The 6529-nt window shown below is 59.2% G+C and carries 6 protein-coding genes; 3 read left to right on the top strand and 3 right to left on the bottom strand.

Going from position 1 to position 6529, the window contains the following annotated elements; genetic code table 11:
* Positions 1-103: 103 nt before the first annotated feature.
* A complete protein-coding gene (locus GQF00_RS15390) occupies positions 104-844 on the bottom strand; it encodes a glutathione S-transferase family protein (RefSeq protein ID WP_161320061.1) in 741 nt (246 codons plus the stop codon).
* A 172-nt stretch (positions 845-1016) separates the two neighbouring features.
* Here GQF00_RS15390 and ychF point away from each other — a divergent pair, with 172 nt between their 5' ends.
* Positions 1017-2108, top strand: coding sequence for a redox-regulated ATPase YchF (ychF, locus tag GQF00_RS15385; RefSeq protein WP_161320060.1), 1092 nt, complete (start codon positions 1017-1019; stop codon positions 2106-2108).
* An 87-nt stretch (positions 2109-2195) separates the two neighbouring features.
* Here the strand turns inward: ychF and cysE are convergent, their stop codons facing one another.
* Positions 2196-2963, bottom strand: coding sequence for a serine O-acetyltransferase (cysE, locus tag GQF00_RS15380; RefSeq protein ID WP_161320059.1), 768 nt, complete (start codon positions 2961-2963; stop codon positions 2196-2198).
* A 50-nt stretch (positions 2964-3013) separates the two neighbouring features.
* Positions 3014-3787, bottom strand: a complete 774-nt coding sequence (gene trmJ, locus GQF00_RS15375) for a tRNA (cytosine(32)/uridine(32)-2'-O)-methyltransferase TrmJ (protein ID WP_161320058.1) — start codon at positions 3785-3787, stop codon at positions 3014-3016.
* A 177-nt stretch (positions 3788-3964) separates the two neighbouring features.
* On the opposite strand from trmJ, the gene GQF00_RS15370 reads away from it, so the two are divergent.
* Complete coding sequence (locus GQF00_RS15370; protein ID WP_161320057.1) at positions 3965-4783, top strand: inositol monophosphatase family protein; 819 nt, start codon at positions 3965-3967, stop codon at positions 4781-4783.
* Positions 4784-5034: 251 nt separating this feature from the next.
* Positions 5035-6492, top strand: coding sequence for an NAD-dependent succinate-semialdehyde dehydrogenase (locus GQF00_RS15365; protein ID WP_161320056.1), 1458 nt, complete (start codon positions 5035-5037; stop codon positions 6490-6492).
* The last annotated feature ends 37 nt before the right edge of the window (positions 6493-6529 follow it).

The following is a 6529-nucleotide window of genomic DNA, read 5'->3' as shown; positions in this document are numbered from 1 at the left end:
TGTAGCTTGTAGCTTGTAGCTTGTAGCTTGTAGCTTGTAGCTTGTAGCTTGTAGCTTGTAGCTTGTAGCTTGTAGCTCGTAGCTCGTAGCTCGTAGCTGATCGTCACCGATCCTCCGCGTATCGCGCCAACACCCATTGCCCGGCCGGCCGCTCGCGGAGTTTCTGCAGCTCGGACTGCAACGCTGATGGCAGGGTGCTTTCATCGAAGATATCCCAGGGCGTACCGGCAGGGCTAAGCAGAGGGGCCAACAGGCTGGCGGCGGCGATGTCGGCCAGGGTCAGTTGATCGCCCACCAGATAGCGACCGCTACCCTTCTTGAGCTGCTCTTCCAGCAACAGCAGCCCCTCCTCAAGCCGTTGACCGGCACGCATTACTGCTTTCGGCTCGATCCGGTACAAGCGCCGCACCCCTTCCCTGGTCAGCGGTGTCAGCACCGACTGAACCACACCGGGCAAGCCATAGGGGTTGAGCATGGCCTGCATCACTTCAGGGCGATCGATAATCTGCCCATACAGCCAGCGGCGCACATCCACGCCCAGCCTGTCGAATTTCTGCTCCAGCTCGATGACCCGGGCCCGCTGATCCGGAGCTACCGGTAACAGGCTCCGTTGCGGGTAATATTTCTCCAGGTAATAGGCAATCTTGGTGGAGTCGCCCACCGTGCGCCGGCCATCGCGCAGAATCGGCAGGGTATCGATCCGCGCCATCCAGCGGGTGCGCAGGCGATGGGGCCCGGGCAACAGGTTCTTCTCCTGGTAATCGAGTCCCTTGAAGTCCAGCTGCCAGCGGCTTTTCTCGCAATAATGGGAAATCGGAAACTGGTAGAGAATACGGTCCGTCATAATGTCATCAATCTGCCATGATTGAGACAAGTCTAGCCCAGCCTCCCCCGCGAACATCGGCACCAGCGCCTGGCCCCGTCGTCCCCCCAGCAACCGCCCTATCCGCCCTGTGGTGGTCGCTTTTTCAGCCCGCGTTGAGTAGCATTGCGCCCTCGAATTACGGAGGTCTGTCATGGGTTTCAAATGCGGTATCGTCGGTCTGCCCAATGTGGGTAAATCCACCCTGTTCAACGCGCTCACCAAGGCGGGGATTGATGCCGAGAACTTCCCGTTCTGCACCATTGAGCCCAACACCGGCGTAGTCCCGGTGCCAGACCCCCGTCTGGGCAAGCTGGAGGCCATCGTCAACCCGGAACGGGTAATGCCTGCCACCATGGAATTCGTGGACATTGCCGGCCTGGTGGCTGGCGCCTCCAAGGGTGAAGGGCTGGGCAACAAGTTCCTGGCCAACATCCGCGAAACCGATGCCATTGCCCACGTGGTGCGCTGCTTTGACGATGAGAATGTGATCCATGTGGCAGGCAAGGTCTCCCCACTGGATGATATTGCGGTGATCAACACCGAGCTGGCCCTGGCCGACCTGGATACCGTGGAAAAAGCCCACCTGCGTGCCACCAAGGCCGCCAAGGGACAGGACAAGGACGCCAAGGGTTTGCTGCCAGTACTCGACAAGGTGATGCCCGCGCTCAACGAAGGCGAGCCGGCTCGCTCTGTGGCACTCAGTGACGACGAGCGCAAGGCCATCAAGAGCCTTAACCTGCTTACCCTCAAGCCCACCATGTACATTGCCAATGTGGACGAGGGCGGCTTTGAAGATAATGCCCTGCTGGACGCCGTGCGCGAGCTGGCCGAGAAGGAAAATGCTTCCGTGGTGCCGATCTGCGCCAAGATCGAATCTGAAATTGCCGAACTGGATGATGAAGAAAAGGCAGACTTCCTGGCGGATCTGGGCATGGAAGAACCGGGCCTGAACCGGGTCATCCGCGCCGGATTCAGCCTGCTGGGTCTGCAGACCTACTTCACCGCCGGGGTGAAGGAAGTCCGCGCCTGGACCGTCAGAGTCGGCGCCACCGCTCCCCAGGCTGCCGGCGTAATCCACACCGATTTCGAAAAAGGCTTCATCCGCGCCGAAGTCACCGCCTACGACGACTACATCGAGTACAACGGCGAATCCGGTGCCAAGGAAGCCGGCAAATGGCGCCTGGAAGGCAAGGAATATATCGTCAAGGATGGCGACGTGGTGCACTTCCGCTTTAACGTCTAAAAGCCGCAGCTGGCAACACGCAAACAAAAAGGCCGCACCCTGCCGGATGCGGCCTTTTTTGTTTCACTATTAATTATTAACTGCTTTTTAGTCCGTCCCGCCAGCATTCACCGGCTCGAAGTCTTCATCCTTCAATTCCGGCAACTTCTCATCGCACCCCTGAATGCCCTGCTTCTTCAGGTTGGTGCAAACCCTGTCCAGTTTGTTATCGACCGCGTGCATGTGATCCAGCAGCAGATGAATCGCTTCCGCTACCGGATCCGGCATGTCATTGCTGACACCGTAGGCCTCAAAGCCTATCTTGTCGGCCATCTCCTTGCGGGTCTTTTCCTTTTCCGTCATTGGCTTGTTGATAACCCGACCGGGGATACCCACCACCGTGGCGCCTTCAGGCACCTCCTTGGTCACCACGGAATTGGAACCGATTCGGGCATTCTTGTGTACGGTAAACGGGCCCAGCACCTTGGCACCGGCACCCACCACAACACCGTCTTCCAGAGTCGGGTGACGCTTGCCCTTGTTCCAGCTGGTGCCGCCCAGGGTAACACCGTGATAGAGCGTCACATCGTCACCGATCTCTGCGGTTTCCCCGATCACCACTCCCATGCCGTGATCAATAAAGAAGCGCCGACCAATCTGGGCACCGGGATGAATTTCAATGCCAGTGGCCCAGCGCGAAAAAGTAGAGACAAATCGCGCCAGTTGCTTGAAACTCCGCCGCCACAAGGCATGAGCCAGACGGTGAAACAGCACCGCATGCAAGCCGGGATAATTAAGCAACACCTCCAGGGTGTTGCGGGCCGCCGGGTCCCGGTGAAAAACCGACGCAATGTCCTCGCGTACTCGATCAAACATAACTACCTCATCACGGACCAAAGCCCTGATTGATACGGAGCAGGCACCGCTTAAGGCTTGTCCGTACCGTTCATTCTTTTCTCCAGTGCCACCAGCACACCGCGCAAGATGCTCATTTCCATTTTGTCCGGTCGCGCCCGCATAAACAAACGGCGCATGCGAGTCATTACCTGCCCAGGCTGCTCGGGATTGAGGAAGCCGCTCTGCTCCATGACCCGTTCCAGGTGATCAAGAAAACCGGACACTGCATCGTTGGTGGCCAGGGGTTCATCCCAGAACATTTCCGGCAACGGCATGGCTTCCCTGCGCGAACGGGACTCCTGCAGATCAAAATCTTCCCCCAGCAGGGCCAGGCGTAGCTCATAGCTGATCAATTGCACCGCCGAGGCCACATTCAGCACCCCGTATTCCGGGTTGGCAGGCACACTCACATGCAGGTTGCAACGGCGCAGCTCATCATTGGTGAGCCCGCGGTCTTCGCGGCCGAACAGCACCGCAATACGGGTTTCGTCTGGCTCGTGGGACAACTGAGCGGCCAGCTGACGCGGGGTCAGACAGGGCCAGGGGATGCGCCGCTGACGGGCACTGGTGCCGATCACCAGAGTGGCACCTTCCAGGGCTTCATCCAGGCTCTGGCAGACCTGGGCCGCCTCCAGCACATCACCGGCCCCGGAGGCCCGCGCAGTGGCCTCCACATTGGGATAAGACTGCGGCTGCACCAGACGCAAATCCGACAGCCCCATGGTTTTCATGGCCCGGGCTGCCGCCCCCACATTGCCGGGATGGGTGGTTTCCACCATCACGATACGCACATTTTCCAGCATCAGCGTTCCTGTACAGAGGTCTGGTCGTAAAAGATGGCAATGTTATCATGGGACTGTATTAATGACCGCTTAAGCTGCCCACAACGCCCGGGCTCTGCTACAATTCGCGCCCCCGGACAGGTTCGCCCTGTGCACCGGCGTTCTTTGACAGCCTATTTCTTTTTTGAGGACAGATGCATGCATGCGCCGCAAGTGAATATCGCCCTGCGAGCCGCCCGTACCGCGGGCAACCTGATTCGACGAGCCGCCGAGAGCAGCGACCCGGTATCTGTCAGCAAGAAAGGCATGAATGACTTCGTTACTGAAGTGGATCGTGCGGCGGAAAAACGCATCATCGAAACCCTCCTCAAAGCCTACCCGGACCACGGCATTCTCGCCGAGGAATCCGGCATCATCGAAGGCAAGGGCGAAGGCGCCGACTACCAGTGGATCATCGACCCACTGGATGGCACCACCAACTTTATTCACGGTTTCCCACAGTTCTGTGTCTCCATTGCCCTCAAGTACAAGGGCAAGCTGGAACATGCTGTCATTTATGATCCCAACCGTGATGAAGAGTTTACCGCCAGCCGGGGCCGCGGCGCCGCGCTCAATGGCCGCCGTATCCGCTGCACCAACCGCCCCGGTCTGGAAGGCTGCCTGATCGGTACCGGCTTCCCGTTCCGTCAGGATCAAGCTCCCTTCATGGACGCCTACCTGGGCATGTTCGCCGATATCGCCGCCAGCACCGCCGGCCTGCGTCGGCCCGGCTCCGCGGCACTGGATCTGGCCTGGCTGGCCGCCGGTCGTCTGGACGGCTTCTTCGAATTCGGCCTGGCCGAGTGGGACATGGCCGCGGGCGCACTGCTGATCACGGAAGCCGGTGGTCTGATCGGCGATCTGAGCGGTGGCCATAAATTCCTGGAAAGCGGCGGCGTCGTCGCCGGCAGCCCGAAAGTCTTCAAGGGCCTGCTGCAAAAGATCAAACCCCACCTTACCGAGGGACTGCGGAGATAAGCTGCCAGCTTCTAGCTGCAACGCGGCCCAAGCCCAGTGCCAACCTGCACTTCTTGAGCCGCGCCCCATCGCCCTCTGTGGCAGCGTCCTTCCTGTTCAGTGTTTCTGCTTCTCCACTTTTTCCCGCAGCTCACAGTTAATCGCTAGCAGCTGATTTCCTTAGGCCCCAAACTGATTTTTGAAATTCGGCATAGACATATCCGTGGGCTTTGCTAGCGTGAAAGACAGACGCGTTCGCAAGGAGACCCGGAATGACCTCAGTAAAGCTATCGGATCAGGCCCTATTCCGTGAACAGTGTTACATCAATGGGCAATGGTGTGATGCCGACGACGGAAGCACCATTCAGGTAGATAACCCGGCCAGCGAAGAAGCGATAGGCACCGCCCCCCGCATGGGCGAAGCCGAGACCAACAAGGCCATCGAGGCTGCCAATACGGCCTTCCCGGCCTGGCGGGACAAGCCGGCAGCAGAGCGCGCCAACCTGCTTGAAGCCTGGCACGACCTGATGATGCAGCATCAAGACGATCTCGGACGGTTGATGACGCTTGAGCAGGGCAAACCACTGGCCGAAGCCAAGGGGGAAATTGCCTACGCCGCTTCTTTTCTGAAATGGTTCTCCGAAGAAGCACGCCGCGCCTACGGCGACACCATTCCCGGTGCCAAGCCCGGTCAGCGTATTGTCGTCATCAAGCAACCCATCGGTGTTACCGCAGCGATTACCCCCTGGAACTTTCCCTCTTCCATGATCACTCGCAAGGCCGGTGCAGCACTGGCCGCCGGTTGCACCATGGTGGTCAAACCGGCCAGTGCCACTCCCTATTCGGCCCTGGCACTGGCAGAACTGGCAGAGCGAGCAGGCATTCCCGCCGGCGTATTCAACGTGATTACCGGCAGTGCCGGGGCCATTTCCACGGCACTAACCGACTCCACCATTGTACGCAAACTCAGCTTCACGGGCTCCACTGAGGTCGGCAGCAAGTTGATGGCCCAGTGCGCGAAGCACATCCAGAAGGTATCTCTCGAGCTTGGTGGCAATGCGCCCTTCATCGTGTTTGACGATGCGGACCTGGACAAGGCAGTGGAAGGTGCCATGGCCAGCAAATTCCGCAACACCGGCCAGACCTGTGTCTGCGTGAACCGCTTTCTGGTTCAGGACAGCGTCCATGACGCCTTCGTGGAAAAACTGAAAAACGCCATTGAGGCCATGAAGATTGGCGATGGCCTTGAGGAAGGGGTCACCCAGGCAGCCTTGATCAACCGCGGCGCCGCGGACAAGGTCATGGAGCATATTGAGGATGCACTGGGCAAGGGCGCCAAGGTGATAACAGGTGGGCAGCGCCACCAGAAAGGGGGCAGCTTTGTGCAACCCACATTGATTACCGGCGTTACCCAGGACGCTCAACTTTGCGCGGAAGAAACCTTTGGCCCCCTGGCAGCCGTGATCCGCTTCAACGATGAAGAGGAAGCCATCCGTATCGCCAACGATACCCCTTACGGACTGGCCGCCTACTTCTACAGCAACAACATCCACCGCTGCTGGCGCGTGGCAGAGGCGCTGGAAAGCGGCATGGTCGGTGTCAACGAAGGCATCATCTCCAACGCCGCCGCCCCGTTCGGCGGCGTCAAGGAATCCGGCCTCGGCCGGGAAGGTTCTCACCAGGGTATGGACGAATACCTGGAAGAGAAATATCTCTGCATGGGGAGTTAAAAGCAGCTACCAGCTTCTTGCGACGAGCCGCTGCGCG

The sequence above is a fragment of the Alcanivorax sp. DP30 genome (assembly GCF_009882945.1).
Lineage (GTDB): Bacteria > Pseudomonadota > Gammaproteobacteria > Pseudomonadales > Alcanivoracaceae > Alcanivorax.
This window is presented reverse-complemented; position numbering and strand designations above follow the sequence as displayed.

Coding starts and splice junctions, on each gene's coding strand:
- cysE (WP_161320059.1), bottom strand. CDS start 2,963: ATGTTTGATCGAGTACGCGAGGACATTGCGTCGGTTTTTCACCGGGAC.
- ychF (WP_161320060.1), top strand. CDS start 1,017: ATGGGTTTCAAATGCGGTATCGTCGGTCTGCCCAATGTGGGTAAATCC.
- GQF00_RS15370 (WP_161320057.1), top strand. CDS start 3,965: ATGCATGCGCCGCAAGTGAATATCGCCCTGCGAGCCGCCCGTACCGCG.
- GQF00_RS15365 (WP_161320056.1), top strand. CDS start 5,035: ATGACCTCAGTAAAGCTATCGGATCAGGCCCTATTCCGTGAACAGTGT.
- GQF00_RS15390 (WP_161320061.1), bottom strand. CDS start 844: ATGACGGACCGTATTCTCTACCAGTTTCCGATTTCCCATTATTGCGAG.
- trmJ (WP_161320058.1), bottom strand. CDS start 3,787: ATGCTGGAAAATGTGCGTATCGTGATGGTGGAAACCACCCATCCCGGC.